Genomic DNA, 25,106 nt, shown 5'->3' on the forward strand with positions numbered 1-25,106 from the left:
CCTGGCCATCCCCCCGGTTCCAGGGACTTTGTCGTGTCTGGGGTGTGCGGGTCAGGGGTGTGCGCGACTGGGGTGTGCGGGTCAGGGCGTTCGGGTCAGGGCAGCGGCGATCTCGCGCAGGCCGTCGAGGTCGTGGATGTCCTGCGCGGACGCCGGGACCTCGACGACCGGTATGCCGGGGTGTCCAGCCGTGAACCGGGCGGCCAGCCGCTCCTGTCGCGCCGCCGTCTCGGCCAGGGACGCGTGCAGGCGGAGCAGGCCCTCGGCCGTCGCCGCCGTGGGGGAGGGGTCGTCGGCATCGGCGAGCTGCTCCGCGGCCGCCAGGGCTCGTGAGGCCGTCAGGGTGGGTGCGGCCACGCGCTGGATCCGGTTCACGACGAGCCCGGCGAGCGGCATACCCTCCTCGTCGAGGCGGCCGGCGAAGAAGGAGGCCTCGCGCAGCGCGTCGCGCTCGGGGGCGGCGACCACGACGAACGCGGTCTCCGAGTTCTTGAGCAGCGCATAGGTCTGGTCGGCTCGCTCGCGGAACCCACCGAACATCGTGTCGAGGGCCGCGACGAAGGTCTGCACGTCCTGGAGCAGCTGGCCCCCGAGCACCTTTGACAAGGTGTTGGTCACGACGTTGACCCCGACGCTGAAGACCTTGAAACCCGCGCGCCCACCCGCCTTGGCAGGGGCGGAGAGGAGCCGGATGAAGCGGCCGTCCAGGAACGAGCCGAGCCGCTTGGGTGCGTCGAGGAAGTCCAGCGCCGACCGCGACGGGGGCGTGTCCACGATGATGAGGTCCCAGCGGCCGTCGCGGCCCGCCTCGGCTCGCAGCTGACCCAGCTTCTCCATCGCCATGTACTCCTGCGTGCCCGCGAACGAGCTGGAGACCGCTTGGTAGAAGGGGTTCGCGAGGATCTGGGCGGCCTTGTCAGGGGTGGCGTGCTGCTCGACCACCTCGTCGAAGGTGCGCTTCATGTCGAGCATCATCGCGTCGAGCGATCCGTCGGGCTCCGGGTCGCCGGGACCGCCGGTCATCCGCACCCCCGCCACCGGACGAGGCGTGTTGTCGAGCTCGGTCAGGCCCAGCGACTGGGCGAGCCGACGAGCCGGGTCGATGGTGAGGACGACGACCTTGCGGCCGTGCTCCGCCGCCCACAGCCCCAGCGCGGCCGCGGTCGTGGTCTTGCCCACGCCACCCGCTCCACAGCAGACGACGATCCTTGTCCGAGGGTCGGTCAGGAGAGCCGCCAGGTCGAGCGTGGCCGCTCTGCCCGGGGTGGGCGTGCCCCGGGTGGGCGTGCCCCGGGTGGGCGTGCGCGAGGCCATCAGACCATCCCCTGCTCGTCCAGCGACTGCGCCAGCACCGTGATGCCACCGGCCTCGGTGCCCTCCGCCAGGAAGGGGAGCCGGATCGTGAGCCGGCCTTCTTCCTCGAGGATCGCGTCCTGCTCGCGCTCGAGGGCGATCCGGTCGGCATGGTTGGCGCCGTCGGCGAGCAGGCCCGCGACCATGCCGTTCGTGACGCGGACGCCGACGCCCGCCAGGTCTGCGGCCACCCCTTCGACCAGCTTGGCCGTCCGCCGGCCGCGCACCGCCTTGAAGGCCCTGTCGGTCAGCAGCGGGTCGCGCAGCTGGTTGACGACGATGGCACCCAGCGGGAGGTCGGTGCGGCGCAGCTCGGCCAGCGCGTCGACGGTCTCCTGCACGGGCATCTCCTCGAGCAGCGTGACCACGTGGACCGCGGTGGTGTGGCTGCGGAGCATCCGGGTGATCGAGTCTGCCTGCGAGCGGATCGGACCCACCTTGGCGACGTCGGCGACCTCGGCGTTGACGTTGAGGAACCGCACCACCCGCCCGGTCGGCGGGGCGTCGAGCACCACGGCGTCGTAGGCGGGAGCCGTCGGACCCTTCCCGGTGCGGCGCCCCGCGGCCTCGTAGACCTTCCCGATCAGCAGGACGTCACGGACCCCCGGTGCGATCGTCGTGGCGAAGTCGACCGCGCCGAACCGGTCGAGCACGGTCATCGCCTTGCCGACCTTGTAGAACTTCTGGAGGTACTCCCGCAGCGAGGCCTTCGCGTCGATCGAGATCGCCCACAGCTGTCCGCCGCTGCGGTCGGTCAGGATGCGCGTCTCGGTGTGCCCCAGGGGCGCCACGTCGAACGTCTGCGAGATCCCCTGGCGTTCCTCGACCTCGGCCAGCAGGACGCGCTTGCCCTGCCGGGTGAGGGCCAGCGCGAGCGCGGCAGCCACCGTGGTCTTCCCCGTGCCGCCCTTGCCGGTGACCACGTGGAGCCGGACCTTGGACAGGTCATGGGTGGTCTCGGGCATGTCGCCAGCCTAGGAGGCGAGCAGGTCGACCGCTGCGAGGACCTGCGCGAACGCCGGGTGCTCCGGGTCGATCAGCCCGTAGTGCCCGCCACTGTTCACCGGCGTGAGGCGCACGTTCGGCGCGTGGTGCGCCGCGGCATACCGCTCGCTCTGGTCGAAGGGCACTACGTCGTCGTCGCGCGCGTGCACCAACAGCGCAGGTATGCCGGGTGCGAGCCTGACGGGGTCGGCCGCGGCGTAGGCATCTGGGGCATCCGTGGGGTACCCCCCGAGGAAGTCGGTGATAGCGGTGTCGCCCACGCCGGTCTCGGCGCCGTGGCCGAGGTCGAGGACGCCCGCGAGGCTCACGATGCCGCGCAGGCCGTGGGCCCACGGCTGGGCGGCGGCCCAGGCGACGAGCTGGCCACCCGCGGAGTGGCCGACCAGCACCGGCGGGTGGCCCAGGTCGGGGTCGCGGCGCACGGCGGTGATGGCGGCGGCGACGTCGTCAGCGGTGCCCGGCCACCCGCCACCGGGCATGCCCGGCCGGCGGTACTCGACGACGGCTGTCGCGTAGCCCGCATCCGCGAACGCCTGGGCCTGCCGACCGGCATGGGTGCGGTCGTACTCGGGACGCCAGAACCCGCCGTGCACGACGACCACCGTGAGGCCGCGGGTGACCCGGTCGGGCAGGCGCACGTCGTACACCTGCGCGGGATCGTCGCCGTAGGCTGTCGTGCGCGTGGGGGGCGCGGCCACCTCGTCGAGCACCTGGCTGGGGTCGCGGTGGGTGGCCATGGGGCCATCCTCGTGCACTCCTGCCCGTCGGCGCCCGGTCATCACGGGGATAGGCTGCGGGACATGCAGAAATGGGAGTACGCGACGGTGCCGCTCATCGTCCACGCCACCAAGCAGATCCTCGACCAGTGGGGTGAGGACGGCTGGGAGCTCGTCCAGGTCCTCACCGGTCCCGACGGCAACGGCCTGGTCGCCTACCTGAAGCGGGAGAGAGCCTGATGAGTGCAGTTGAAGATCGTCTGGCCGAGCTCGGCCTGACCGTTCCCGACGTCGCCAAGCCGGTGGCCGCCTACGTCCCCGCGATCCAGGACGGGCGCCGGATCTACACCTCCGGGCAGCTGCCCATGGTCTCCGGTGCCATCGTGCAGACCGGCAAGGTCGGCGAGGGCCACGGCCTCGTGCCGCCGGAGGACGCGAAGAAGCTGGCGGAGATCTGTGCGCTCAACGCCATCGCCGCGGTCAAGAGCATCGTGGGCGACCTCGACAAGGTGGCCCAGGTGGTCAAGCTGGTCGGGTTCGTCGCCTCCGACCCGTCCTTCACCGGTCAGCCCGGCGTCATCAACGGCGCCAGCGAGCTGATGGGCAAGGCCTTCGGCGACGCGGGCATCCACGCCCGGTCGGCCGTCGGGGTCGCCGTGCTCCCCCTGGACGCCCCCGTCGAGGTCGAGATCGTCGTCGCCCTCGCCGACGAGTAGTCCCGGGTGGTCCGGCGCTTGGTCAGGCGCGAGTTCCCGATCGCCGACTCACCATCGCTCCGGGCCAGGGCGGACTCCTGGCTGAGTGCGCCCTCGCCCGACGGCCCGGTGGTGCCCAAGCGGGCCGCCACGGTCATGTTCGTGCGCGACTGGGCCTCCGACGGTGACTCGGGGGTCGAGGTCTTCATGCTGCGCCGGGTCGCGACGATGGAGTTCGCCCCGCGGATGATGGTGTTCCCCGGTGGCGGGGTCGACCCGCGCGACGCCGACCCCGGTCTGCCGTGGGCCGGACCGACGCCGGCCGAGTGGGCGGCGCGGCTCGACGTGGACGAGGCGACGGCTCGGGTGCTCGTGGCGGCTGCGGTCCGCGAGGTCTTCGAGGAGTGCGGGGTCCTGCTGGCCGGTCCGACGCCCGACCGGGTGATCGCCGACGTCAGCGGGGCGCACTGGCACGAGCAGCGCCGACGCCTGCTCCAGCGCGAGGCCTCGCTGTCCGAGGTGCTGCGCGAGCACGACCTGCTGCTGCGGTCCGACCTGCTCGGCTACCGCGCCCACTGGGTCACCCCCGAGTTCGAGGTGCGGCGCTATGACACCCGGTTTTTCAGCGCGGCCGTCCCGCAGGGCCAGCGTGCCGACGACGACACCACGGAGGCGGACGTCGCAGACTGGGTCCGCCCTGCGGACCTCTTGCGAGCCTGGCAGGACGGCGCCGCCCTGATGCTGCCGCCCACCGTCGTGGCCGTCGAAGAGGTCGCCGCCGCGACGTCGGCCGCGGAGTTCATCGCCGAACGTCCCGTGATCGCCCCCGTGCAGCCCGAGCTGGTCGACACCGGCGACGGCCTGGTGATGCGGGCGGAACTCCCGCGATGAGCCTGGCGCAGCCGCCTGCTCCGTCGGCGGCGTTCGGCGACTGGCACGGCGGTCAGGTCACCGAACGTGCCCTGTGTGTCCTGTGCCCGAACCCCAGCCCGATGACCCTCGACGGGACCAACACCTGGGTGCTGCTCGAGCCCGGTGCCACCGATGCGGTCGTCATCGACCCCGGCCCGCTCGACGAGGGCCACCTGCAGGCGGTCGTCGAGGCCGTGTCGGCCCGCGGGGCCCGGGTCGCCCAGACGATCCTCACGCACGGTCACGCCGACCACGCCGAAGGTGCGGGCCGCTTCGCAGAGCTCACTGGTGCCCCGACCCGGGCGGTCGGGCGCGGGCACGACGACCTCGCCGACGGTGACCTCGTCACGGCCGGCGGCCTCGAGCTGCGGGTCGTCGCGACCCCCGGTCACACCTCCGACTCGTTGTCCTTCGCCCTGGCAGCCGACCATGCGCTGCTCACCGGCGACACCGTCCTGGGCCGCGGCACCACGGTGGTGGCGCACCCCGATGGTGAGCTGGCGGCATACCTCGCGTCGTTGGAGCGCATCGCCCGCCTGACCGGCGACGGGGAGGTCACCGCGATCCTCCCCGGGCACGGGCCGGTCGTGCCGGACGCCGCGGCGATGGTCGCGTTCTACCGCACCCACCGCGCCGAACGGCTGGAGCAGGTGCGGCAGGCGCTGGCTGACGGAGCGGCGGAGGCGCCGGACGTGGTCCAGGCCGTGGTCGAGCGGGTGTATGCCGACGTGCCCCGGGAGGTCTGGCCGGCAGCGGCTCAGAGCGTGGCAGCCCAGTTGGACTACCTGCGCTGAGTCACCGGGCGCTCGGAGTCAGCGGGCGCGACGCTGGAGGCGCTCGACGTCGAGCAGCAGCACTGCGCGGGCCTCGAGGCGCAGCCACCCGCGGGTCGCGAAGTCGGCGAGGGCCTTGTTGACGGTCTCGCGGGAGGCGCCGACCAGCTGGGCCAGCTCCTCCTGGGTGAGGTCGTGGGCGACCAGCACCCCTTCCTCGACGGGACGGCCGAAGCGGGCCGACAGGTCGAGCAGCGCCTTGGCGACCCGGCCGGGCACGTCGGTGAAGACCAGGTCCGCGAGGTTCTCGTTGGTGCGCCGCAGTCGCTTCGCCAGGGCCGCGAGTAGGACCTTCGCCACGCTGGGGCGGCCCTCGAGCAGGCCGTTGAGGTCGTCGTTGCCGATGCCGAGCAGCTGGGTCTCGGCCACCGCGGTCGCCGTCATGGTGCGCGGGCCCGGGTCGAACAGGCTCAGCTCGCCGAACATCTCGCCGGGCCCGAGGATGGCCACGAGGTTCTCGCGGCCGTCGGCGCTGCGGCGACCGAGCTTGACCTTGCCCTCACGGATGACGTAGAGCCGGTCGCCCTGGTCGCCTTCGTGGAACAGCACGTCGCCGCGCTCGAGACGGGTCTGCGTCATCGAGGCCATCAGCGTCGAGGACGCCTCGTCGTCCAGCGCAGCGAACAGAGGGGCCTTCTTCACCACGTCGTGATCCACGGGCGACAGTGTGCCACGTCGGATGTCCGCGCCGCCCCGTAGTCTGTGGAGGTGTCTGGATCCCCTGTGCCGGCCGCCCGTGAAGAGTCCCCCGTCGCCCTCACCAGGCGTGCCCGGCGGATGTACCGGGCGCTCCACGAGCACTACCCGTACGCCCACTGCGAGCTCGACTTCGAGAACCCCCTCCAGCTCCTGGTGGCGACCGTGCTGTCCGCCCAGACGACCGACGTCATGGTCAACAAGGTCGCGCCCCAGCTGTTCGCGCGCTACCCCGACGCGGCCGCGCTCGCCGGTGCCGACCGCGAGGAGATGGAGACGCTGCTCAAGCCGACCGGCTTCTTCCGCGCCAAGACCAGCTCGGTGATGAAGCTCGGCGCCGAGCTCGTCGAGCGCTTCGACGGCGAGGTCCCCCCGCGCATGAAGGACCTCGTCACGCTGCCCGGCGTGGGGCGCAAGACGGCCAACGTCGTGCTGGGCAACGCCTTCGGCATCCCGGGCATCACCGTGGACACCCACTTCGGGCGGCTGGTCCGCCGGTTCGGCTGGACCGCCGAGGACGACCCGGTCAAGGTCGAGCACGCCGTCGGGGCGCTGATCCCGCGCAAGGAGTGGACGATGCTGTCGCACGTCCTCATCTTCCACGGCCGGCGCACCTGCCACGCCAAGAAGCCCGCCTGTGGAGCCTGTCCCGTCGCGCGGCTGTGCCCGTCGTACGGCATCGGCGAGACCGACCCCGTCAAGGCCGACAAGCTGCTCAAGTTCGAGCTCGCCCCGGGCGCGACCAATCCGTATGCCGCGGCGGCACCCGCCCCCGGTGCCGCGCCGCCGCAGCCACGCGGCATACCCGCGGCGGAGGTCTCCGCCTCGTGACCACGGCACGACCCGCTTGGCTGGACCGTGCCCGCGACGCGATCGCGGCCGCCGACGAGGGGTACTTCGAGACGTTCGCGCCGCCGCCCGAGGGCGGGCAGCGCTCCAGCGTCATGATCCTGTTCGGCCCCTCCGACGACGGCCAGGGCGAGGACGTCGTGCTGACCGAGCGCGCCCACACCCTGCGCACCCAGCCCGGCGACATCTCCTTCCCCGGTGGCAAGCGCGAGCCCTCGGACGCCTCGGCCGCCGCGGCCGCCCTGCGCGAGACGCAGGAGGAGGTGGGCATCGACCCGGGGACGATCGACGTGGTGGCGACCCTTCCTGACATCTACCTCAGCCCACGCCGGTTCGTCGTCACGCCCGTGTTGGGGTGGTGGCGCGAGGCCGGGCCGCTCGATGCCGTCGACCCGGTCGAGGTGCACCGGGCCGTGCGGGCGCCCCTGGCCGACCTGCTCGACCCGGCAGCCCGGTTCACCGTGTCCCACCCGAGTGGCTACCGAGGGCCGGGTTTCGAGTTCGACGGCCTCTTCGTGTGGGGATTCACCGCGGGGCTGTTGTCCGCTGTGCTCGATTTCGGAGGTTTGACCGTTCCGTGGGACCGTAGCGTTGAGCGTCCACTCCCCGACCGCTACCGGCCGGGTGGGGCACAGGACGCCTTGACCAAGACCGCGACGGAAGGCCGAGCCTGATGTTCCTCGGACTGACCGTCCTGGACTACCTCCTGATCCTGCTCTTCATCAGCTACGGCCTCACCGGTTTCCGACAGGGTCTGGTGGTCAGCGTGCTGTCCCTCGCCGGCTTCTTCCTCGGCGGTGCACTCGCCATGTGGCTGCTGCCATTGGCGATCGGCCACTGGACCGAGCTCGAGTCGTCACCGTTGCTGCGTTCGGTCGTCCTCATCGCCGGCGTGTTCATCCTCGCCTCGAGCGGGCAGGCGGTGGCCGTGGCGATCGGCGGATCGCTTCGGTCGCGGCTCAAGATCAAGCCGGCCCAGTGGTTCGACGCGACGTTCGGAGCGGTGGCCGTCGTGCTGTCCGCAGCGATCCTCGTGTGGTTCATCGCCGGCGCCCTGCGCGGTGGCGCCCCGGCACCCATCGCCAAGGCGATCGGTGAGTCCCGGGTGCTGCGCACCATCGACAACGTGGTGCCCCCCGGCACGTCGAGGCTCTTCGCATCGTTCCGTGAGGTGCTCGACCGCGAGGGGTTCCCGCGGGTGTTCGACGGGCTCGAGACTGAGCGGATCGCGCCGGTCGCGCCCCCGGACCCGTCCGTGGCGCAGACCGCCGGAGTTCGTGACGCCGCGGCCTCAGTCATCAAGATCACCGGAGTCGCGGCGGCCTGCAACCGCGGTCAGGAGGGCAGCGGCTGGGTCGTCGCCCGCGAGCGGGTGGTGACCAACGCCCACGTCGTGGCCGGCATGGAGAGCGCCACGCTGCGCATCCACGGCACCGGCCGGTCCTACACCGGCAAGGTCGTCGTCTTCGACGCCAAGCGCGACCTCGCCGTGCTCTCGGTGCCAGGCCTTCCCGCTGAGCCGCTGCGCCAGGGGCCGGACCTCTCCCGCGGCGACAGCGGCGTGGTGGCCGGCTTCCCGCTGGACGGGCCCTACCGGCTCGACGCGGCCCGTGTCCGCGAGGTGGTCGACGCGCGGGGTTCGGACATCTACGGCAGCCCGGGGACCAGTCGTGAGGTCTACTCGCTCTTCGCCCAGATCCAGCCCGGCAACTCCGGGGGTCCGCTGTTGTCCTCCGACGGCCGGGTCGTCGGGGTGGTCTTCGCCAAGTCCCTGGACGACTCCAGGACGGGTTATGCCCTGACCATGGACGAGGCCCGTCCCGTCCTCGATGCAGCGTCAGGCGCCGCCTCACCGGTCGACACCGGCGCCTGCGTCGCCGGCTGACCCACGCGGCATACCCCGCTGCTCCCACGGGGCAGCGGGACAGCGGGCCAGCGGGTCAGCGGAGGGTGGCGAGCCAGGCGCAGAGGTGGTCGTTGACGACCCCCGGAGCCTCTTCGGGCAGGAAGTGGCCGGCCCCGGGCACCAGGTGTCGTTGGAACGGACCCGTGACGTAGTCCGCCGAGTCGCTGGACGTGTCGGGCAGCACCGCCCGGTCGTGCTCGCCGTGGAGCTGGAGCACGGGGAGCGTGATGGTCGTGCGCATCCTCGCGGCGAACCGCCAGCCGTCGGGGCGGAACTGGCTGCGCACGACCCAGCGGTAGTACTCCGCCGCAGAGTGCGCCACGAACGGCAGGGCCATCGCGTCGGCGTAGGTCCGCGCCTCCTCGGGTGAGGGCCAGATGCCTTCGGGTGAGGCCCACTCGCGCAGCAGCCGCTGGACGTAGCCGCCGTGCACCGTCATCTGGCGCTCCGGCACGAACGGCCGCTGCAGGCCGCCGAGGTAGGCGTTGGCCTTGAGCTGGCGGGGGTTCGCGAAGGACGCCCTGCGGAACACCAGCGGGTGCGGCATCGACAGCGACGCGATGGCGCGGGTGACGGTCGGCTGCAGGGTAGGCATGCTCCACGCGATCCAGCCGCCCCACCCGTGTCCGACGACGACCGCGCGCGAGGCCCCGAGGGAGCGCAGCACCGAGGCGACGTCGGTGGCCGACGTGCGCGTGTCATAGCCGCGCGGTGGCTTGTCGGACGCGCCGTAGCCGCGCAGGTCCATCGCGCACGCCCGGTAGCCGGCGTCGGCGAGCGCCTGCATCTGGTGCCGCCAGGCCCACCAGAACTGCGGGAACCCGTGCAGCAGCAGGACGACCGGCCCCTCACCCTGCTCGGCGACGTGGAAGCGGGCACCGTTCGCGGCGACGAACCGGTGCTCCCACGGGCCTTCGATGAGGGCCATCGAGGCATCGAGACTCATGACTGGGTATGCCGTTCGGCTGGTGACGGGGGCGGGTCGCGGGTCGTGCTGGCCGGGTCGAGAAGGGGGCGTTGGCCGGGTCAGGACCCGGACTTGACGGCGGTGACGGTGTCCTGGGCGTTCTTGATGGCGCGCTCGGGCTTGCCCTTGATCTTCTTCACGCTGTTGCGGCCGACGAGCGCCAGGACCGCGGCGACGAGGAAGAGCAGCCCGGTGGTGATGAGGTAGCCGGCCCACTCGGGGAGCCAGATGTCGATCACGGCGACGACGGTGTGGAACAGGAAGATCAGGCCGAGCAGGGCGACGAAGCCCGCGGCCGCGAACATCCCCGCACCGGCGGCGGCCTTCTTCGCGTCGGCCGCGATCTCGGCCTTGGCCAGCGCGATCTCGCTGCGGACGATCGTCGAGACGTCGTGGGTCGCATCGGCGACGAGCTGTCCGATGGTCCGTTCGGCGCCTGAGCCGGTGCCCGCCTGGGTGCCCGTCTGGTCGTTCACGCGGTTGGTGGCCATGCGCGTTCACCTGCGCTTCCTGAAGTCCGGTGGTGCGGCGTCCCAACCCTAACGGCGTCGTCCGGGCTCCACATCCGAGACCTCGAAGCAGTCCGGCACCCCGTCCCCGTCGTCGTCGCGGGACTCGAGCTCGGCCAGGCGCCGGTAGACGCGGTTCCGGGCACGCAGCACGACGGTCGCCAGGACCGCCGCAGTGGCCGACCCGACCAGGACGGCGAGCTTCACGTGCTCGTCACGGGGGCTGCCCGTCCCGAACGCCAGCTCGCCCACGAGCAGCGAGACGGTGAAGCCGATCCCGGCCAGGAGGGACAGCCCCAAGACGTCCCACCACGCGAGGTCCTCGTCGAGCTCGGCCCTGGTGAACCGGGCGAACGCCCACGTGCCACCGAAGACACCGACCAGCTTGCCGAGGACGAGCCCGAGCACCACCGCGAGGGCCGCCTCGTCCCCGAGGCTGTCGCCGAAGCCACCCCCCACCACCCGCACGCCGGCCGCGAAGAACGCGAAGACCGGCACGGCCACCCCGGCCGACAGGGGCCGCAACCGGTGCTCGAACCGCTCGGCCACGTCGACGTCGGCGTCCAGGGGGCGGACCCGCGGCACCCGGGACACCCGCGAGGCCCGACCCCGGGGCTTCACCGGCACGACGAGCCCCAGCAGCACCCCGGCGACGGTGGCGTGGATGCCGGAGGCGTGCACGAGCCCCCACGTCAGGGCCGCCAGCGGGAGCAGCAACCACCAGTGCGCCACCCGTCGTTGCACCAGTGCAGCGAACAGCGCGAGCGGCACCAGCGCGAGCGCGAGCTCGGCCAGGTCGAGGCTCCGGGTGTAGAAGATCGCGATGATCGTGATCGCCACGAGGTCGTCGACGACGGCGAGGGTCAGCAGGAAGCTCCGCAGGGCCGATGGCAGGTGCGTCCCGATCACCGCCAGCACCGCGAGCGCGAAGGCGATGTCAGTCGCCGTCGGGACCGCCCAACCGCGCAACGCCCCGCCACCCGCCCCACCAACGGCCCCACCACCGGCACCAGCGCCGGCACCGAGGAGGGTGACCGTCACGGCATACACGATCGCGGGAAGCGCGACCCCGCACAGGGCGGCGGCCACCGGCAGCGCGGCCCTTGCGGGGGTGCGCAGCTCGCCCACGAGGAACTCGCGCTTCAGCTCGAGGCCGGCGACGAAGAAGAACAGCGCAAGGAGTCCGTCGGCGGCCCACTGCCCCAGGGTGAGGTGCAGGTGCCACGCCTGGGGGCCTGCCTGCCAGTCGCGCAGCGAGGCGTAGGTCTCGAACCAGGGCGAGTTGGCCCAGGCCAGTGCGGCGATCGCCGCGGACAGCAGGAGGGCGCCGCCGACGGTCTCGGTGCGCAGGGCGCCGCTGACGCGCTGCGCCTCCTGCCACGTCGTGCGGGCGAAGAGCCGTGGGCGCAGGGGGTTGAGGCTCACACCGGGCCTTTCGGGGTCGACGTCGGGTCAGACGTCCGCAGACGCCGCCGACCAGGCTTCCCGGCACACCAGTTGTTCCAGCTGCCCATCCTACGTGCGAGCCGTGGCGAGCAGCTCGGCGAACATCGCGGCGAGCTCCAGCTGGTCGGCCTCGCCGGCGAGCACCTCACCCTCCTGGGTGAGGGTCTTCCCGAACGCCAGACCGGGGCCGTCGACGACCGTCATCTTGACCCGCTCGAGCGTCTGCCGCAGGGCCGACTTCGCATAGCTCGCGCCGTGCCAGCCGTAGCCGACGCAGCCCACGGGCAGGCCCTCCCACTCGGCGTAGAGGAAGTCGATCGCGTTCTTGAGCGCCGCGTTGTAGCCGCGGTTGTACTCCGGCATCACCAGCACGAGCGCGTCCGTGGCCTGCATCGCGGCCGACCACTTCCGCGTGTGCTCGTGGGCGTAGTTGCCGTCGGCGGGCTGGCCGGGCTCGTCGAGGAACGGCAGCGCCAGCTCGCGCAGGTCGTGGACGGTGACCTCGGAGCCCGCCGGGACTGCGTCGAGCACCCACTGCGCGACGAGGTGACCGATCCGGTGCGGGCGGGTGCTGGCGATGACGACGGAGACGCGCGTGGAGGCCATGGGCGAAAGCCTAGGTGCGGTCCGCTCGGCCCCGGGGCGGCCTTGTCTGGAGAGATTCATCGCTCTAGAGTTCCGTTGAACAGAAATTGAAGTCCGTATCGTGGAAGATTGAGGTCGAGCGATGTCTGCACCGAGCCCGGGATACTCCATCACCGTCCGCGCCGAGGCGCCTGCCGCGATCGACACCACGGGTGCCGTCGCTGCCGCCGTGGCGTCGGCGGGCGGTGCGCTCACGGCCCTCGACGTCGTGGAGTCCCACGGTGACAAGCTGGTCGTGGACGTGACCTGCAACGCCTCCGACGCCGACCATGCCGACCGGATCACCGCGGCGATCGCGGCGGTCCCGGGGGTCACGGTCCGCAAGGTCAGCGACCGCACCTTCCTGCTCCACCTCGGCGGCAAGCTCGAGGTCGTGCCCAAGGTGCCGCTGAAGCACCGCGACGACCTGTCCCGCGCCTACACCCCGGGGGTGGCCCGCGTCTGCCTCGCGATCGCGGAGAACCCCGAGGACGCGCGCCGCCTCACCATCAAGCGCAACACGGTCGCGGTCGTGACGGACGGGTCCGCCGTCCTCGGCCTCGGCAACATCGGCCCGGCCGCTGCCCTGCCCGTCATGGAGGGCAAGGCTGCGCTCTTCAAGCAGTTCGCCGGAGTCGACGCGTGGCCGGTCTGCCTCGACACCCAGGACACCGAGGAGATCATCATGATCGTCAAGGCGATCGCCCCGGTCTACGGCGGCGTGAACCTCGAGGACATCAGCGCGCCGCGGTGCTTCGAGATCGAGGCGCGCCTGCGTGACGAGCTCGACATCCCCGTCTTCCACGACGACCAGCACGGCACCGCGATCGTCACCCTCGCCGCCCTGCGCAACGCCCTGCGCGTGGTGGGCAAGACGCTGGAGGACGTGCGGATCGTGGTCTCGGGGGTGGGTGCGGCCGGCCACGCCATCGTCCGGCTCCTCGACGCCCAGGGCGCGACCGACATCATCGGGTGCGACCGCCGCGGTGCGCTGGACCCGGAGGCCGACCACGCGGACGAGTTCCGTGGCTGGATCGCCCGCAACACCAACCCTTCCCGCACGACCGGCACGCTCAAGGAGGTGCTGCGCGGGGCCGACGTCTTCATTGGCGTCTCGGCACCGAACCTGCTGGACGGCGACGACATCGCCACCATGGCGGACCGTGCCATCGTCTTCGCGATGGCCAACCCCGACCCCGAGGTCGACCCCGTCGCGGCGAGCCACCACGCGGCCGTCGTCGCCACCGGACGCTCCGACTACGCCAACCAGATCAACAACGTGCTGGCCTTTCCCGGCTTCTTCCGCGGTCTGCTCGACGCCGGCGCCCGCGACATCACCGACGAGATGATGATCGCCGCCGCCGCGGCCATCGCGAACTGCGTCCACCCCGACGAGCTCAACGCGAGCTACATCGTGCCGAGCGTCTTCGACGCCGACGTCGCGCCCTCGGTGGCAGCTGCCGTGCGGCAGGCGGCCGGTGGACGGCACGCCGACCCGGCCACGCGGCATACCGGCAGCGCCACGCGGGAGGCGACCGCGCCGCCCGCCGCCACCCCCGCCATCCCGACGAGCCAGGCCCCGGCCCGATGACCGTGGACCTGGGCGCCCTCGGCGCCGCCCTCGACGAGCACCTGCGTGACGCGGATGCCGAGCTGGCCGCACGCTTCCCCGGCGAGCGGCCGGTGCGCCAGCCGGTGCACACGGTCTACGTGCCGGCTGACCGCTACGACGCCGACCTGGTGTCGCGGTGGCAGGCCGAGGCGGTCGCCGCGCTGGACGAGCACGGCGGCGGCGCCGAGGGGGCGGCCGAGGCCTTCGGGCTTCCGTCGGAGCTGGCAGCCGAGCTGTACGCGCGTGTGCGCACCAAGCTCGCGCGCGAGGCCATCGAGGACCTGCGCATCGACTTCGAGGACGGCTACGGCACGCGGTCCGACGACGAGGAGGATGCCGCCGTCGACGCGGCGGCTGCGGCGCTCCTCCGTGCCGTGGACGCCGGTGGGGCGACTGCCTTCAGCGGCATCCGGTTCAAGAGCTTCGAGGCGCCGACGCGCGCACGCGGGCTGCGCACCTTCGCCCGGTTCGTCGCTGCGGTGGCCCGGGACGGTCGCCTGCCAGACGGCTTCGTGGTGACGTTCCCGAAGGTGACGTCAGTCGACCAGGTCGAGGCGATGGTGGTGGCCTGCGAGAGGGTCGAGCAGGGTGTCGGGCTTTCGCCGGGGGCGATCCGCTTCGAGATCCAGGTCGAGACGCCGCAGGCGATCTGCGGACCTGACGGCACGGCGCTCGTCGCCCGGATGGTCCATGCCTCCGCCGGCCGGTGCACGTCGCTGCACTACGGCACCTACGACTACTCGGCCTCGTGTGGCATCGCCGCCGCCTACCAGTCGATGGAGCACCCGGCCGCCGACCACGCCAAGGCGGTCATGCAGGTCGCTGCGGCCGGCACGGGCGTGCACCTGTCCGACGGCTCCACCAACGTGCTCCCCGTGGGCAGTCACGACGACGTGCTGGCCGCCTGGCGGCTGCACGGGCGGCTGGTGCGACGCTCGCTCGAGCGGGGCTACTACCAGGGCTGGGACCTGCACCCCGCACAGTTCCCGAGTCGCTACCTCGCCACCTACGCGTTCTACCGCGAGGGGCTCTCGGCCGCCGGCCAACGGCTGAAGAACTATGTGGGACAGGTGGATTCGGGCGTCATGGATGAACCCGCGACAGCCCGAGCGCTGTCCGACTTCGTGGTCCGTGCGCTCGACTGCGGGGCGACCGACGAGCAGGAGGTCCATCGCCTGACCGGCCTGGACCGCCCCGCCATCGACCGCCTGGCCCGCCGCACCACCGCCTGACGCGTCAGGGCGCTTGACGGGCCCGACCACCTGACCTGTCTGCCGTCCGCCGGTAGGTTGGCCGCATGCGCGTGCGGGTGGAGTTCACGACCGAGCCGTTCCACGGCGAGGACGGCCAGCTGCCTGCCCACGTGACCGCGTCCGCCGACGCACTCCGGTATGCCGGGTTGTCACCCGATCTGGGACCGCTCGGCACGTCGGTCGAGGGCGAGGCCGAGGTGGTCGTCGACGCGGTGGGCGCCGCGCTCAAGGAGGCGTTGTCCCACGGCGCGACCCGGGTCACCCTCACCCTCGGTGACGTCGACGCGGTGACCGCCGCCGCCCCCGCGGCCGGTGCCGGGGCCGGTGCTGGGGCCGGTGCTGGGGCCACCGACTTCACCGACGGCTTGTCGCGGCTCATCGCCGACGTCGAGCGCGAGCTAGGGGGTTCGCTCGCAACCCTGCCGCGCGCCGAGAAGCAGCACGCCGTGCGCCTGCTGGAGGAGCGCGGCGCGTTCGAGATGCGCCGCAGCGCGGAGACCGTCGCGGAGGCCCTGGGCCTGACCCGCTTCACCGTCTACAACTACCTCAACCGGATCCGGGACTCGGCGGCCGAGCCCGCCGGCTGACGCGGCATACCCGGTCGTCCTGGGACTGTCGACTGCTCGCCGCCCCCGCAGGCCTGCACCGGAGAAACTTTCAACAGATTGTTGACTGGGTCACATTGGCGCGCCTATCCTTCCATCATCCGTAAACAGGTTTCCACCATTCGGAAGATCTCCGAATCGCTCGGGAAGCCATCCCCGCGCCACCCACGCCGACCCCGCCAGGGTCGGCGGGCACCGCAAGGAGCACCATGAGCTTCGTCCTCGGACCCAACCAGTACGGCAAGGCGGAGAACCGCGTCGTCCGCGTCTATCGCGACACCGCCCGCCACGAGATCCGCGACCTCAACGTGTCGACCGCCCTCCGCGGCGACTTCACCGAGGCGCACACGACCGGTGACCAGGCCAGCATCCTGCCCACCGACACCCAGAAGAACACCGCCTTCGCGTTCGCCAAGGAGCACGGCGTCACCTCACCGGAGGACTACGCCCTCACCCTCGGCCAGCGCTTCCTCGACGTCACGCCCGCCGCGACCGCCAGCCGGATCGAGGTCGAGGAGTATGCCTGGGACCGCATCGAGGTCGGCGGCACCGGCCACGACCACGCGTTCGTGAAGCGGGGCGGCGAGGTACGCACCACCGTCGTCACCCGCGACCGCAGCGGCGACGAGCCGCGCGCCTGGGTCGTCTCCGGCGTCAAGGACCTCGTGGTCCTCAAGTCGACCGGCTCGGAGTTCAAGGGCTACCTCAAGGACGAGTACACGACCCTCAAGGAGACCGACGACCGGATCCTCGCGACCTCGCTCGTGGCGCGCTGGCGCTACGAGTCCACCGAGGGCGTGGACTGGAACAAGTCGTTCGACGACGTGCGGTCGCTCCTCCTCGAGACGTTCGCGACGACCTACAGCCGCGCACTGCAGGAGAGCCTCTACGCGATGGGGTCGGCCGTCCTGGCCGCTCACCCCGAGGTCGCGGAGATCAAGTTCTCAGCCCCCAACAAGCACCACTTCCTGGTCGACCTGTCCCCGTTCGGGTTGGACAACCCGGGTGAGGTGTTCATCGCCGCAGACCGCCCGTACGGGCTGATCGAGGCCACGGTCCAGCGCGAGAGCGGCTCGGACGCGGGCGACGCCTGGCTCACCGTGCCCGGCTTCTGCTGACGCCCCTCCGCTCCTCGTCGCCACTCCTCGTCCCCGCTCCTCGGGGCCGGCGCCCGTACACCCCACGACGCCCGCGCCGGCTCCCGCACGCATCTGATTCCCTCTCCTCCTCCCGGAGCCTCCCGACATAGCTCCAGACAGAAAGGCCTGTCATGAGCGCAGCCACCGCAACACCCCAGTCCCAGCGCGCCTCCCGCCACCCGGTCGACGAGGTCCTGCCCATCCCGAAGCTCGCGATCTACGGCTTCCAGCACGTGCTGGCGTTCTACGCCGGTGCGGTGATCGTGCCGATCCTCCTGGCCAGCGCCATCGGGCTGTCGACCCAGGAGCTCATCCACCTCATCAACGCCGACCTCTTCACGTGCGGCATCGCCTCGATCATCCAGTCGGTCGGGTTCTGGAAGGTCGGCGTGAAACTGCCTCTCCTGCAAGGGGTCACGTTCACCGCCGTCTCGCCGATGATCGCCATCGGGATGGCCGCGGGCGGCGGTACCGACGGCCTGCTCGTGATCTACGGGGCGGTGATCGTGGCGGGCCTGTTCACCTTCCTCGTCGCGCCCTACTTCAGCCGGCTGATCCGCTACTTCCCCCCGGTGGTCACCGGTTCGGTCATCACGATCATCGGCCTCGCGCTGCTGCCGGTCGCGGCTGCGGACGCAGCCGGTGGCGCGGGCCCCACCCTCGACCCCACCAGCGGGCGCAACCTCGCGTACGCGCTCGGCACGCTCGGGCTGATCGTCGCGATCCAGCGGATCTTCAAGGGATTCATGGCCACCGTGGCAGTCCTCATCGGACTGGTCGTCGGCACGCTCATCGCCTGGATCCTCGGTGACGCGCACTTCAACTCGGTCTCGGACTCGGGCTGGATCGGGGTCACGACGCCGTTCCACTTCGGCTGGCCCAGGTTCTCCGTGGCCGCGATCATCTCGATGATCGTCGTCATGCTCATCACCGCCGTCGAGACCACCGGTGACGTGTTCGCCACCGGCGAGATCGTCGAGAAGCGCGTCGGCAAGGAGGACATCGCCCGTGCCCTGCGCGCCGACGGTCTGGCCACCACGATCGGTGGTGTCTTCAACTCCTTCCCCTACACCTGCTTCGCCGAGAACGTCGGCCTGGTGCGGTTGACCCGGGTCAAGAGCCGCTACGTCGTCGCCACGGCAGGGCTGATCATGGTCGTCATCGGCCTCATCCCGAAGGCCGGCGCCATCGTCGCGGGCATCCCGCACCCGGTGCTCGGTGGTGCCGCGCTGGCGATGTTCGCCACCGTCGCCGTCGTGGGCTTCCAGACCCTGTCGCGGGTCGACTTCCACGACCACCGCAACGTCGTCATCGTCGCCACCGCAGTCGGCCTCGCGATGTACGTCACCGCACAGCCCGACGTGGCCAAGGCCGTCCCGGACTGGGCCCAGATCATCCTCGGCTCGGGCATCACCCTCGGCTCGATCACCGCCATCGTGCTCAACTTCCTGTTCCACCACGTCGGGTCGAGCCGGGGTCCGGCCGTGGCCGGCGCTCCTGGGTCGTTGGTGCGGCTGAGCGAGGTCAACCAGATGTCGCGTGAGGACTTCGCCGACACCTTCGGCAGCCTGTTCCAGGGTCCGCGCTGGGTGGTCGAGCGCGCCTTCGACTCACGGCCGTTCAGCGACACCAGTGACCTGCGTCGCGCGTTCCAGGAGGCGCTGTTCTCGGCCAACGAGGACGAGCAGCGACAGCTGATCGACTCCTACCCCGACCTCGGCGCCGACAGCGTGGCGGAGGGCGACGAGGGGCCGGACTCGCTGCGCGACCAGTCCTCGCTCGGGCTCACCCGTCTCGACGAGAAGGGTCACGGCGAGCTGGCCGAGCTCACCTCGCAGTACCGGGACCGGTTCGGCTTCCCCCTCGTCACGTGTGTCCGCGACCGCGACTCCTTCGACCAGGTGGTGCGCACCGGCTGGGAGCGGTTGAACAACTCCCAGGCGCAGGAACACGCCTCGGCGCTGGTGGAGATCGCCAAGATCGCCGGCTACCGGTTTGATGACCTCGTGGCCGACGCCAACCCGATCCACTCCGCCCGCACCCGGTTCGTGGAGGGTCGATGACCCTCGAGAACCTCAACGCGCTGCCGGCGTCGGCCCTGGAGGGGCAGCTGACTGCGTGCCTCCCGGTGCCTCGCTGGGTCGCCGCCGTCCGCGACGGCCGACCGTATGCCGCGTGGCAGGACCTCGAGGCGACCGCCGGCGCCGCCGCCCAGCACCTCGACGACGAGGAGCTGGAGGCGGCGCTGGCCGGCCACCCGAGGATCGGTGAACGGGCCGAGGGGCCGCACCACAACGCGGCCGCCAGTGCACGCGAGCAGTCCGGGGTGGACCCGGCCGACGCCGAGGTGGCGCGCGCGCTCGCCGAGGGCAACGCGGCATACGAGGCGCGTTTCGACCGGGTGTTCCTCATCCGGGCGGCAGGCCGCTCCGCGCCCGAGATCCTCGCAGAGCTGGACCGCCGGCTCGGCAACGACGACGCCGCCGAGCGCGAAGAGACCGTGACCCAGCTGCGCGAGATCGCGCTGCTCCGACTCCGACAGGTGGCCTCCTGATGGGAACCCTCAGCACGCACGTCCTCGACACCAGCCTCGGCAAGCCCGCGGCCGGCATCACGGTGGTGCTGGAAACCGTTGATACGACTGGCTCCGGGGGACAGGCGATCGGTGACGGCATCACCGATGGCGACGGGCGGGTCGGCAGCATCGGTCCGGAGCGGCTGGAGGCGGGCGACTACCGCCTGCGGTTCGCCTCGGGTGGCTACTTCGCAGGGCGTGGCGTCGAGGCGTTCTACCCCGAGGTGGTGGTGGTCTTCACCATCGCCGACGCCGACCAGCACTACCACGTGCCGGTCCTGCTCAACCCGTTCGGCTACTCCACCTACCGGGGGTCGTGACCGTGGCGACCGTCGCGCGGCTGGTCCTGGACGGTTGCACGGTGGTGACGATGGACCCGGCCAGGACCGAGCACGCCGTCGGCCACGTGGTCGTCGAGGGGTCGCGCATCGTCGCCGTCGCACCGGGTCGCCACGTGGACGACGGGAGTGCGGCCGAGGTGGTCGACGCGACCGGCTGCCTGCTGACGCCGGGCCTGGTCAACACCCACCACCACCTCTACCAGTGGGCCACCCGGGGCCTGGCGGTCGACGCCACGCTGTTCGGCTGGCTGACCGAGCTCTATCCCGTCTGGGGTGGCATCGACGAGGACGTGGTCGGTGCTGCCGCAGCAGCCGGGCTCGGCTGGTTGGCCCGCACGGGGTGCACGACGTCGATGGACCACCACTACGTCTTCCCCCGCCACGGAGGCGACGTCCTGGGTGCCGAGGTGGACGCGGCGCGACGGATCGGCCTGCGATTCCTCGCGGCTCGCGGCTCGATGGATCTCGGCGAGAGTCAGGGCGGACTGCCCCCCGACCACGTGGTCGAGGACCTCGACACCATCCTCGCCGCGMCGGCGGCCGCCGTCGACGCGCACCACGACCCGTCACCCGACTCGATGTTGCGGATCGGCGTGGCCCCGTGCTCGCCCTTCTCGGTGACCGCCGACCTCTTGCGCGAGTCCGCGGCCCTGGCTCGTGACCGCGGGGTGCGGCTGCACACCCACCTGGCGGAGACGACCGACGAGGAGCGCTACTGCGCCGAGCGATTCGGGTTGAGCCCGCTGGCCTACCTGGAGTCCCTCGGCTGGCTCGGCGACGACGTGTGGCTCGCGCACGGCATCCACTTCGACGACGTCGCGATACGCACACTGGCGGCCACCGGCACCGGTGTCGCCCACTGTCCCTCGTCCAACGCCCGCCTCGGTGCCGGCATCGCCCGCACGCGCGACCTGCGCGACGCAGGGGTGCCGGTGGGGCTCGGGGTGGACGGTGCGGCGTCGAACGAGGCGTCCTCCCTCGTCGAGGAGGCACGCCACGCGCTGCTCTTCGCCCGGGCCCGAGGCGGTCCGGAGGCGCTCGGGGTGCGGGACGCGCTCGAGCTGGCCACGATCGGCGGGGCCCGGGTGCTCGGCTGGGACGACCAGATCGGGTCGCTGGAGGTCGGAAAGCTGGCCGACATCGCGCTGTGGCGACTCGACGGGCTGGGCCATGCCGGCGTGGTCGACCCGGTGGCCGGGCTCGTGCTCGGTTCACGGCCGCCGCTGGAGCTGCTCCTGGTTGGAGGCAGCCGGGTGGTGTCGGGCGACAGGCTGGTGACCGCTGACGAGGAATCGCTTGCGGCACAGGCGGTCTCGGCAGGGGAGCGGTTGCTCGCGCGGCACCGCGACGCCGCCGGATATATCTCGGCCACCGGCTGAGACGACGGCCCCAGCGGTCTTGACGATGTCGCAGGTTGACGCCTACCCTTTCATTGATCGGAAAAACGATTCCACAATGCGGAAACAAGGAGAGAATGCCATGTCGGACCACGGACTGCGCTACGAGGTGAACTGCTCGATCCTGTTCACCGAGCTGCCGCTGCTCGAGCGGCCGGCCGCCGCGAAGGCGGCAGGGTTCGACGCCGTGGAGTTCTGGTGGCCCTGGCCGGACCAACCGGTGCCCGCCGACCGTGAGGTCGACGCCTTCGTGGGCGCCGTCCAGGACGCCGGGGTTCAGCTGGTGGGTCTCAACTTCTTTGCCGGTGACCTGGCCGGGCCCGACTGCGGGGTGCTCTCGATCCCCGACCGCGTGCAGCAGTTCCGCGACAACGTCGACGTGACGGTCGGCATCGGAGAGCGGCTCGGCGTCTCGGCGTTCAACGCCCTCTTCGGCAACCGTGTCGAAGGCGTCTCGGCGCAGGAGCAGGACGAGCTCGGGCGTGAGTCGGTCGCCTTCGCCGCCAAGGCCGCCGACCGGATCGGGGCGACCGTCCTCGTCGAGTCGGTCAGCGGCCCCAAGCCCTACCCGCTGCGGACCGCGGCCGACGCCGTGGCGGTCGTCGACGACGTGCGCGCCACCGGGACGAGCAACGTCGGCTTCCTCCTCGACCTCTACCACCTGGCCGCCAACGGCGACGACCTCGAGGCCGCCATCGCGGCCTACACCGACCGCACTGCCCACGTGCAGATCGCCGACGCCCCCGGGCGCGGTGAGCCCGGCTCCGGCGCCCTCGACCTCCAGCGCCACCTCGGCGCCCTCGCCCAGCGTGGGTATGCCGGGTGGGTGGGGCTGGAGTACAAGCCCACCACCGCGACCACCCCCGAGAGCTTCGGCTGGCTCCCGCGCGAGAGACGCTCTGCCTGACCGCATCACGACACGCCAACGACCTTCAAGGAGAACGCAATGAGCACCATCGCCTTCATCGGACTCGGCATCATGGGCAGCCCCATGGCCGTCCACCTCCAGGACGCCGGGCACGACGTCGTCGGCTACAACCTGCACCCCGACAAGACCAAGCCCCTGGTCGACGTGGGCGGCACCGCGGCGGCTTCGGTCGCGGAGGCGGTGCGTGACGCCCAGGTGGTCGCGGTGATGGTCCCCGACAGCCCCGACGTGCAGGACGTGCTGCTGGGCGAGGACGGTGTCTTCGCCAACGCCAAGGAGGGCACGCTGGTCATCGACTTCTCCAGCATCCGCCCCGACGTGACGGTCGAGCTCGCCAAGGCCGCGCAGGACAAGGGGTTCCGCCTGCTCGACGCCCCGGTCTCCGGTGGCGAGGCGGGCGCCAGGAACGCCGCCCTGTCGATCATGGTCGGCGGTGCCGCAGCGGACTTCGCGGAGGCCAAGCCGCTCTTCGACGCGGTCGGCAAGACCATCGTCCACGTGGGCGGCAACGGTGCTGGGCAGACGGTCAAGGCCGCCAACCAGCTCATCGTGGCCGCCAACATCCAGGCCCTGGCCGAGGCCGTGGTCTTCCTCGAGGCCTACGGCGTCGACCTCGGTCCTGCGCTCGACGTGCTCGGCGGTGGGCTGGCCGGCTCCAAGGTGCTGGACCAGAAGCGCGAGAACATGACCAACAAGTCCTTCGAGCCGGGGTTCCGGATCGACCTCCACCACAAGGACCTCGGGATCGTGACCACCGCCGCCCGCGAGGCCGGGGTGGTCGTACCCCTCGGCGGGCTCGTCGCGCAGCTGATGGCCTCGGCCCGCGCGAACGGCGACGGCGGGCTCGACCACTCGGCCCTCCTGCGCGGCGTCCAGCGCCTCTCCGGCCAGCTCTCGAGCTGAACCGACCCCACAGACCCGGCCACCCGGCATACCGAACCACCCTGAACCAGGAGCACCACCATGGCACGCATGACTGCGGCCCAAGCGGCCGTCGAGATCCTCAAGAAGGAAGGCGTCACCAACGTCTTCGGCCTGCCCGGAGCGGCGATCAACCCCTTCTACAAGGCGATGAAGACCAACGGCGGCCTGCACCACACGCTGGCCCGCCACGTCGAGGGCGCCTCGCACATGGCCGAGGGCTACACCCGCGCCAGGGCCGGCAACATCGGTGTGTGCGTCGGCACCAGCGGGCCGGCCGGCACCGACATGATCACCGGCCTCTACTCGGCCAGCGCCGACTCGATCCCGATCCTGTGCATCACCGGGCAGGCGCCGGTGGCCAAGCTGCACAAGGAGGACTTCCAGGCCGTCGACATCGCCTCGATCGCCAAGCCGCTCACCAAGATGGCGGTCACCGTCCTCGAGCCGGCCCAGGTCCCCGGCACCTTCCAGCAGGCCTTCCACCTGATGCGCTCGGGTCGCCCCGGCCCGGTCCTCATCGACCTGCCCATCGACGTCCAGATGGCCGAGATCGAGTTCGATGTCGAGACCTACGAGCCGCTGCCCACGTACAAGCCGGCCGCCACCCGCCCCCAGGTCGAGAAGGCCCTGGACCTGCTGGCCGCGAGCGAGCGTCCGCTGATCGTCGCCGGTGGCGGCATCATCAACGCCGACGCCGCCGCCCTGCTGGTCGAGCTCGCCGAGCTGACCGGCGTGCCGGTCATCCCGACGCTGATGGGCTGGGGCACGATCCCGGACGACCACGAGCTGAACGCCGGCATGGTCGGACTGCAGACCAGCCACCGCTACGGCAACGCGACGATGCTCGAGTCGGACTTCGTCCTGGGCATCGGCAACCGGTGGGCCAACCGGCACACCGGCGACGTCGAGACCTACACCAAGGGCCGCACGTTCGTGCACGTCGACATCGAGCCGACCCAGATCGGCCGGGTCTTCGCCCCTGACTACGGGATCGTCTCCGACGCCAAGGCGGCTCTGGGGCTGTTCGTCGAGGTGGCCCGCGAGCGTCGTGACGCCGGTCGCCTCGCCGACCGCACCGCGTGGGCGCAGTCCTGTCGCGACCGCAAGGCGACGATGTGGCGCAAGACCAACTTCGACGTCACGCCGGTCAAGCCCCAGCGGGTCTACCAGGAGATGAACCGTGCCTTCGGCAAGGACGTCCGCTACGTCTCGACCATCGGGTTGTCCCAGATCCAGGCTGCCCAGCTGCTGCACGTCTACAAGGACCGGCACTGGATCAACGCCGGACAGGCGGGGCCCCTGGGCTGGACGGTGCCGGCGGCACTCGGCGTCGCCACGGCAGTCCCCGACGAGACCGTCGTCGCCCTCTCCGGCGACTACGACTTCCAGTTCATGATCGAGGAGCTGGCGGTCGGGGCGCAGTTCAACATCCCCTACATCCACGTCCTGGTGAACAACGCCTACCTCGGCCTGATCCGGCAGAGCCAGCGCGGGTTCGACATGGACTACTGCGTCCAGCTGTCGTTCGACAACATCAACAGCCCCGAGGTCGGCAGCTACGGCGTCGACCACGTCAAGGTCGTCGAAGGACTGGGCTGCAAGGCGATTCGCGTCTTCGACCCTGAGGAGATCGCCCCGGCACTGGACAAGGCCAAGGCCATGGCGCAGGAGTACCGCGTCCCGGTCGTCGTCGAGGTCATCCTCGAGCGCGTCACCAACGTCTCGATGGGACTGTCCATCGACAGCGTGACCGAGTTCGAGGAGCTGGCAGCGGGCGGCGCCGACGCCCCGACCGCGCTCTTCGCCAACCTGGACTAGGGC

Annotated in this window: 25 protein-coding genes and 1 pseudogene; 18 read left to right on the top strand and 8 right to left on the bottom strand. The window is 71.4% G+C overall.

The features are described from left to right. Positions 1–81: 81 nt before the first annotated feature. Genes bagB through AC1DS4_RS15180 form a run of 3 tightly spaced genes read right to left on the bottom strand, consistent with a single transcriptional unit; the run spans position 82 to position 3,095 of the window. Positions 82–1,314 (bottom strand): ATPase BagB, encoded by a 1,233-nt coding sequence (gene bagB / locus AC1DS4_RS15170; protein ID WP_477633133.1) that lies wholly within the window; start codon positions 1,312–1,314, stop codon positions 82–84. Beyond that, complete coding sequence (gene bagA / locus AC1DS4_RS15175; RefSeq protein ID WP_477633134.1) at positions 1,314–2,318, bottom strand: ATPase BagA; 1,005 nt, start codon at positions 2,316–2,318, stop codon at positions 1,314–1,316. The genes bagB and bagA overlap by 1 nt, the downstream gene beginning before the upstream one ends. A gap of 9 nt (positions 2,319–2,327) precedes the next feature. Next, positions 2,328–3,095 (bottom strand): alpha/beta hydrolase family protein, encoded by a 768-nt coding sequence (locus AC1DS4_RS15180; RefSeq protein ID WP_477614563.1) that lies wholly within the window; start codon positions 3,093–3,095, stop codon positions 2,328–2,330. Positions 3,096–3,158: 63 nt separating this feature from the next. On the opposite strand from AC1DS4_RS15180, the gene AC1DS4_RS15185 reads away from it, so the two are divergent. Genes AC1DS4_RS15185 through AC1DS4_RS15200 form a run of 4 tightly spaced genes read left to right on the top strand, consistent with a single transcriptional unit; the run spans position 3,159 to position 5,475 of the window. Further along, positions 3,159–3,314 (top strand): DUF4177 domain-containing protein, encoded by a 156-nt coding sequence (locus AC1DS4_RS15185; RefSeq protein ID WP_477614564.1) that lies wholly within the window; start codon positions 3,159–3,161, stop codon positions 3,312–3,314. After that, complete coding sequence (locus AC1DS4_RS15190; protein ID WP_477614565.1) at positions 3,314–3,790, top strand: RidA family protein; 477 nt, start codon at positions 3,314–3,316, stop codon at positions 3,788–3,790. The genes AC1DS4_RS15185 and AC1DS4_RS15190 overlap by 1 nt, the downstream gene beginning before the upstream one ends. 6 nt (positions 3,791–3,796) lie before the next feature. Further along, entirely contained in the window at positions 3,797–4,660 is an 864-nt protein-coding gene (locus AC1DS4_RS15195) for an NUDIX hydrolase (protein ID WP_477614566.1), read from the top strand. Continuing rightward, on the top strand, positions 4,657–5,475 hold the full coding sequence (locus AC1DS4_RS15200) for an MBL fold metallo-hydrolase (RefSeq protein ID WP_477614567.1): 819 nt from the start codon (positions 4,657–4,659) through the stop codon (positions 5,473–5,475). Before AC1DS4_RS15195 ends, AC1DS4_RS15200 begins: the two co-directional genes overlap by 4 nt. Positions 5,476–5,493: 18 nt before the next feature. On the opposite strand, the gene AC1DS4_RS15205 is transcribed toward AC1DS4_RS15200, so the two are convergent. Further along, positions 5,494–6,171: a Crp/Fnr family transcriptional regulator gene (locus AC1DS4_RS15205; RefSeq protein WP_477614568.1), complete on the bottom strand. Its 678-nt coding sequence runs from the start codon at positions 6,169–6,171 to the stop codon at positions 5,494–5,496. Positions 6,172–6,291: 120 nt separating this feature from the next. Between AC1DS4_RS15205 and nth the strand changes: the two genes are divergently transcribed. From nth to AC1DS4_RS15220, 3 genes are read left to right on the top strand one after another with little or no spacing between them, the layout of a single operon-like run. Then, a complete protein-coding gene (gene nth / locus AC1DS4_RS15210; RefSeq protein ID WP_477633195.1) occupies positions 6,292–7,041 on the top strand; it encodes an endonuclease III in 750 nt (249 codons plus the stop codon). After that, positions 7,038–7,733 carry an NUDIX hydrolase gene (locus AC1DS4_RS15215; protein WP_477633135.1) on the top strand — a complete coding sequence of 232 codons (696 nt, stop codon included), beginning with the start codon at positions 7,038–7,040 and terminating at the stop codon, positions 7,731–7,733. The genes nth and AC1DS4_RS15215 overlap by 4 nt, the downstream gene beginning before the upstream one ends. Continuing rightward, positions 7,733–8,944 carry a MarP family serine protease gene (locus AC1DS4_RS15220; protein ID WP_477614570.1) on the top strand — a complete coding sequence of 404 codons (1,212 nt, stop codon included), beginning with the start codon at positions 7,733–7,735 and terminating at the stop codon, positions 8,942–8,944. Before AC1DS4_RS15215 ends, AC1DS4_RS15220 begins: the two co-directional genes overlap by 1 nt. Before the next feature lie 55 nt (positions 8,945–8,999). Here AC1DS4_RS15220 and AC1DS4_RS15225 read toward each other — a convergent pair whose 3' ends face one another. The 4 genes from AC1DS4_RS15225 to AC1DS4_RS15240 all read right to left on the bottom strand — a co-directional run bounded on the left by AC1DS4_RS15225 (position 9,000) and on the right by AC1DS4_RS15240 (position 12,493). Beyond that, entirely contained in the window at positions 9,000–9,911 is a 912-nt protein-coding gene (locus tag AC1DS4_RS15225) for an alpha/beta fold hydrolase (protein WP_477633136.1), read from the bottom strand. A gap of 80 nt (positions 9,912–9,991) precedes the next feature. Then, the gene (locus AC1DS4_RS15230) at positions 9,992–10,423 is read right to left on the bottom strand and encodes a phage holin family protein (protein ID WP_477633137.1); all 432 of its coding nucleotides are present in this window, start codon (positions 10,421–10,423) and stop codon (positions 9,992–9,994) included. A 48-nt stretch (positions 10,424–10,471) separates the two neighbouring features. After that, complete coding sequence (nhaA, locus tag AC1DS4_RS15235) at positions 10,472–11,866, bottom strand: Na+/H+ antiporter NhaA (protein WP_477633138.1); 1,395 nt, start codon at positions 11,864–11,866, stop codon at positions 10,472–10,474. 90 nt (positions 11,867–11,956) lie between these two features. Continuing rightward, positions 11,957–12,493, bottom strand: a complete 537-nt coding sequence (locus AC1DS4_RS15240) for an NADPH-dependent FMN reductase (RefSeq protein WP_477633139.1) — start codon at positions 12,491–12,493, stop codon at positions 11,957–11,959. Between the two features lie 121 nt (positions 12,494–12,614). On the opposite strand from AC1DS4_RS15240, the gene AC1DS4_RS15245 reads away from it, so the two are divergent. The 11 genes and pseudogenes from AC1DS4_RS15245 to gcl all read left to right on the top strand — a co-directional run bounded on the left by AC1DS4_RS15245 (position 12,615) and on the right by gcl (position 25,103). Then, a complete protein-coding gene (locus AC1DS4_RS15245) occupies positions 12,615–14,102 on the top strand; it encodes an NAD-dependent malic enzyme (protein ID WP_477633140.1) in 1,488 nt (495 codons plus the stop codon). Next, complete coding sequence (locus tag AC1DS4_RS15250) at positions 14,099–15,355, top strand: DUF6986 family protein (protein ID WP_477633141.1); 1,257 nt, start codon at positions 14,099–14,101, stop codon at positions 15,353–15,355. Before AC1DS4_RS15245 ends, AC1DS4_RS15250 begins: the two co-directional genes overlap by 4 nt. Positions 15,356–15,420: 65 nt before the next feature. Next, the gene (locus AC1DS4_RS15255; RefSeq protein WP_477633142.1) at positions 15,421–15,963 is read left to right on the top strand and encodes a helix-turn-helix domain-containing protein; all 543 of its coding nucleotides are present in this window, start codon (positions 15,421–15,423) and stop codon (positions 15,961–15,963) included. Positions 15,964–16,190: 227 nt separating this feature from the next. After that, positions 16,191–17,099 (top strand): factor-independent urate hydroxylase, encoded by a 909-nt coding sequence (gene pucL / locus AC1DS4_RS15260; RefSeq protein ID WP_477633143.1) that lies wholly within the window; start codon positions 16,191–16,193, stop codon positions 17,097–17,099. 152 nt (positions 17,100–17,251) lie between these two features. Further along, the gene (gene uraD, locus AC1DS4_RS15265; RefSeq protein ID WP_477614579.1) at positions 17,252–19,183 is read left to right on the top strand and encodes a 2-oxo-4-hydroxy-4-carboxy-5-ureidoimidazoline decarboxylase; all 1,932 of its coding nucleotides are present in this window, start codon (positions 17,252–17,254) and stop codon (positions 19,181–19,183) included. Beyond that, entirely contained in the window at positions 19,180–19,674 is a 495-nt protein-coding gene (gene uraD / locus AC1DS4_RS15270) for a 2-oxo-4-hydroxy-4-carboxy-5-ureidoimidazoline decarboxylase (protein ID WP_477614580.1), read from the top strand. The genes uraD (AC1DS4_RS15265) and uraD (AC1DS4_RS15270) overlap by 4 nt, the downstream gene beginning before the upstream one ends. Continuing rightward, positions 19,674–20,015, top strand: coding sequence for a hydroxyisourate hydrolase (gene uraH / locus AC1DS4_RS15275; protein ID WP_477614581.1), 342 nt, complete (start codon positions 19,674–19,676; stop codon positions 20,013–20,015). Before uraD (AC1DS4_RS15270) ends, uraH begins: the two co-directional genes overlap by 1 nt. Before the next feature lie 2 nt (positions 20,016–20,017). Further along, entirely contained in the window at positions 20,018–21,415 is a 1,398-nt protein-coding gene (locus AC1DS4_RS15280; protein ID WP_477646067.1) for an 8-oxoguanine deaminase, read from the top strand. A 115-nt stretch (positions 21,416–21,530) separates the two neighbouring features. Beyond that, the gene (locus AC1DS4_RS15285; protein ID WP_477614628.1) at positions 21,531–22,340 is read left to right on the top strand and encodes a hydroxypyruvate isomerase family protein; all 810 of its coding nucleotides are present in this window, start codon (positions 21,531–21,533) and stop codon (positions 22,338–22,340) included. A gap of 33 nt (positions 22,341–22,373) precedes the next feature. Continuing rightward, a pseudogene (locus AC1DS4_RS15290) lies at positions 22,374–23,264 on the top strand (2-hydroxy-3-oxopropionate reductase); the annotation flags it as partial. A gap of 60 nt (positions 23,265–23,324) precedes the next feature. Then, on the top strand, positions 23,325–25,103 hold the full coding sequence (gene gcl, locus AC1DS4_RS15295) for a glyoxylate carboligase (RefSeq protein WP_477633144.1): 1,779 nt from the start codon (positions 23,325–23,327) through the stop codon (positions 25,101–25,103). The last annotated feature ends 3 nt before the right edge of the window (positions 25,104–25,106 follow it).

It is taken from the genome of Pedococcus sp. P3_C7 (assembly GCF_056402615.1).

Bases quoted from the DNA above. Each gene is read 5' to 3' on its own strand.
- bagB (WP_477633133.1), bottom strand. From the start codon at position 1,314: ATGGCCTCGCGCACGCCCACCCGGGGCACGCCCACCCGGGGCACGCCC.
- bagA (WP_477633134.1), bottom strand. From the start codon at position 2,318: ATGCCCGAGACCACCCATGACCTGTCCAAGGTCCGGCTCCACGTGGTC.
- AC1DS4_RS15180 (WP_477614563.1), bottom strand. From the start codon at position 3,095: ATGGCCACCCACCGCGACCCCAGCCAGGTGCTCGACGAGGTGGCCGCG.
- AC1DS4_RS15185 (WP_477614564.1), top strand. From the start codon at position 3,159: ATGCAGAAATGGGAGTACGCGACGGTGCCGCTCATCGTCCACGCCACC.
- AC1DS4_RS15190 (WP_477614565.1), top strand. From the start codon at position 3,314: ATGAGTGCAGTTGAAGATCGTCTGGCCGAGCTCGGCCTGACCGTTCCC.
- AC1DS4_RS15200 (WP_477614567.1), top strand. From the start codon at position 4,657: ATGAGCCTGGCGCAGCCGCCTGCTCCGTCGGCGGCGTTCGGCGACTGG.
- nth (WP_477633195.1), top strand. From the start codon at position 6,292: ATGTACCGGGCGCTCCACGAGCACTACCCGTACGCCCACTGCGAGCTC.
- AC1DS4_RS15220 (WP_477614570.1), top strand. From the start codon at position 7,733: ATGTTCCTCGGACTGACCGTCCTGGACTACCTCCTGATCCTGCTCTTC.
- AC1DS4_RS15225 (WP_477633136.1), bottom strand. From the start codon at position 9,911: ATGAGTCTCGATGCCTCGATGGCCCTCATCGAAGGCCCGTGGGAGCAC.
- AC1DS4_RS15230 (WP_477633137.1), bottom strand. From the start codon at position 10,423: ATGGCCACCAACCGCGTGAACGACCAGACGGGCACCCAGGCGGGCACC.
- AC1DS4_RS15240 (WP_477633139.1), bottom strand. From the start codon at position 12,493: ATGGCCTCCACGCGCGTCTCCGTCGTCATCGCCAGCACCCGCCCGCAC.
- AC1DS4_RS15245 (WP_477633140.1), top strand. From the start codon at position 12,615: ATGTCTGCACCGAGCCCGGGATACTCCATCACCGTCCGCGCCGAGGCG.
- AC1DS4_RS15250 (WP_477633141.1), top strand. From the start codon at position 14,099: ATGACCGTGGACCTGGGCGCCCTCGGCGCCGCCCTCGACGAGCACCTG.
- AC1DS4_RS15255 (WP_477633142.1), top strand. From the start codon at position 15,421: ATGCGCGTGCGGGTGGAGTTCACGACCGAGCCGTTCCACGGCGAGGAC.
- pucL (WP_477633143.1), top strand. From the start codon at position 16,191: ATGAGCTTCGTCCTCGGACCCAACCAGTACGGCAAGGCGGAGAACCGC.
- uraD (WP_477614579.1), top strand. From the start codon at position 17,252: ATGAGCGCAGCCACCGCAACACCCCAGTCCCAGCGCGCCTCCCGCCAC.
- uraD (WP_477614580.1), top strand. From the start codon at position 19,180: ATGACCCTCGAGAACCTCAACGCGCTGCCGGCGTCGGCCCTGGAGGGG.
- uraH (WP_477614581.1), top strand. From the start codon at position 19,674: ATGGGAACCCTCAGCACGCACGTCCTCGACACCAGCCTCGGCAAGCCC.
- gcl (WP_477633144.1), top strand. From the start codon at position 23,325: ATGGCACGCATGACTGCGGCCCAAGCGGCCGTCGAGATCCTCAAGAAG.